The sequence below is a fragment of the Streptomyces sp. LS1784 genome (assembly GCF_020103755.1).
GTDB lineage: Bacteria > Actinomycetota > Actinomycetes > Streptomycetales > Streptomycetaceae > Kitasatospora.
This window is the reverse complement of sequence record NZ_JAHSQD010000954.1, coordinates 1-1,880: the sequence shown is the minus strand read 5'-3', so window position 1 is coordinate 1,880 and position 1,880 is coordinate 1. Positions and strand designations below refer to the sequence as shown.

General features: G+C 74.8%; 2 protein-coding genes. One reads left to right on the top strand and one right to left on the bottom strand.

Annotated features, from left to right (window positions below):
• Window positions 1–1,427, bottom strand: a 1,427-nt coding sequence (radA, locus tag KS423_RS44590; RefSeq protein WP_224285386.1) for a DNA repair protein RadA, incomplete at its 3' end; no start/stop codon positions are given.
• 150 nt (window positions 1,428–1,577) lie between these two features.
• On the opposite strand from radA, the gene KS423_RS48305 reads away from it, so the two are divergent.
• A partial coding sequence (locus tag KS423_RS48305; RefSeq protein WP_374120176.1) for an RNA polymerase sigma factor occupies window positions 1,578–1,880 on the top strand: 303 nt, incomplete at its 3' end.

Here is a 1,880-nt window from a genome sequence, read left to right as displayed (position 1 = left end):
GGCGGCGCCGACGGTGCCTCACCGCGGGGCTCGGTGCGCGGCTTGGCGGCGGAGCGGCGGCGGCCCGGGATGGCCCGCAGCGCCTCGCCGATGTCGGCCACCTCGACCACCTTCATGCCCGGCGGCACCTTGCCCGGGTCCGGCGGGACCAGGGCGTGGGTGAAGCCCAGCCGGTGCGCCTCGGCGAGCCGCCGCTGCACACCCGTCACCCGCCGCACCTCGCCCGCCAGGCCGACCTCGCCGATCGCCACCAGGTTGCTGGGCAGCGGGGTGTCGGTGGAGGAGCTGGCCACCGCGAGCGCCACCGCGAGGTCGGCGGAGGGCTCGGTCAGCTTCACCCCGCCGACCGTCGCGGTGTAGATGTCCTGCTTGCCGAGCTTCACCCCGCCGTGCCGCTCGACCACGGCCAGGATCATCGCGATCCGGGGGGACTCCAGACCCGAGGTGGTGCGGCGCGGGGAGGGGATCTGCGAATCCACCATCAGCGCCTGCACCTCGGCCACCAGCGGGCGCTTGCCCTCCAGGGTGACGGTGAGGCAGGTGCCCGGGACGGGCTTGTCACGCCTGGTCAGGAAGAGGCCGGACGGGTCGGCCAGGCCGACGATGCCCTCGTCGTGCAGCTCGAAGCAGCCCACCTCGTCGGTGGCGCCGTAGCGGTTCTTGACCCCGCGGATGAGCCGCAGCCGGGCGTGCCGGTCCCCCTCGAAGCTCAACACCACGTCCACCAGGTGCTCCAGCAGCCGCGGGCCGGCGATCTGGCCGTCCTTGGTGACGTGGCCGACCAGCAGGGTGGCCATGCCGCGCTCCTTGGACGCCCGGATCAGCGCGCTCGCCACCTCCCGGACCTGGGCCGGGCCGCCGGGGGCGCCGTCCAGCTCGGCGGAGGCGATGGTCTGCACCGAGTCCAGGATCAGCAGGCCGGGGTTGACCGCCTCGATGTGCCCGAGCACCGCGCCGAGGTCGGACTCGGCGGCGAGGTAGAGGTGTTCCGAGAGGGCGTTGATCCGGTCCGCGCGCAGCCGGACCTGGCCGGCCGACTCCTCGCCGGTGACGTAGAGCGTGCGGTGCTGCGCGGTGGCCGCCTTGGCGGCGACGTCCAGCAGCAGGGTGGACTTGCCGACGCCGGGCTCGCCGGCCAGCAGCACCACCGCGCCGGGCACCAGGCCTCCGCCGAGCACCCGGTCCAGCTCCGGCACGCCCGTCGAGCGGGCCGTCGCGACCTGGCCGTCCACCTGGGCGATCGGGCGGGCGGGCGCGCTGACCGGACCGGCGGCCGTGGTGCGGATCGGCACCGCGCCGTACTCCTCGACCGTGCCCCAGGCGTTGCACTCCGGGCAGCGGCCGACCCACTTGGGCAGCTGGTTGCCGCACTCGGTGCAGCGGTACGCCGGGCGGGGCTTGGCGGTGGTCTTGGAACGCGGAGGCATGCGGCCCACCGTAGCGCCTGGGTGTGACAACGACGGCCCGCCCGCGGGCTCGCCCCGCGTCCACACAGATGGGCGATGTTGTTACCCGAAAGAAGTACATACGCGGCGAACGGCCGGGGTCAGCCGTGCACGGTCTCTACCGTCGGACGGGTGACAACGAGAACTGTTGGGCCGACCGGGGCGGGCAGGCCGGGTGAACCGACCGGGCCCGGTGAACCGAACGGGCCGGCCGGACCGAAGGCCGCCGCCGCGCTCGTGGCGTACGACCGGCAGGTGGACGGCCTGTTCACCTACTGCCTCTCGGTGCTCTGCGAGCACGACGCGGCCGCCGACGCCCTGGGCGAGGTCCGCGAGCTGGCGCGGCGGCACGGCGCCCGGCTGGCCGAGCCCGGGCTGCTGCGCGCCTGGCTGTTCTCACTGGCCCGGTACTGCTGCCTGCGCCGGCTCGCGGGC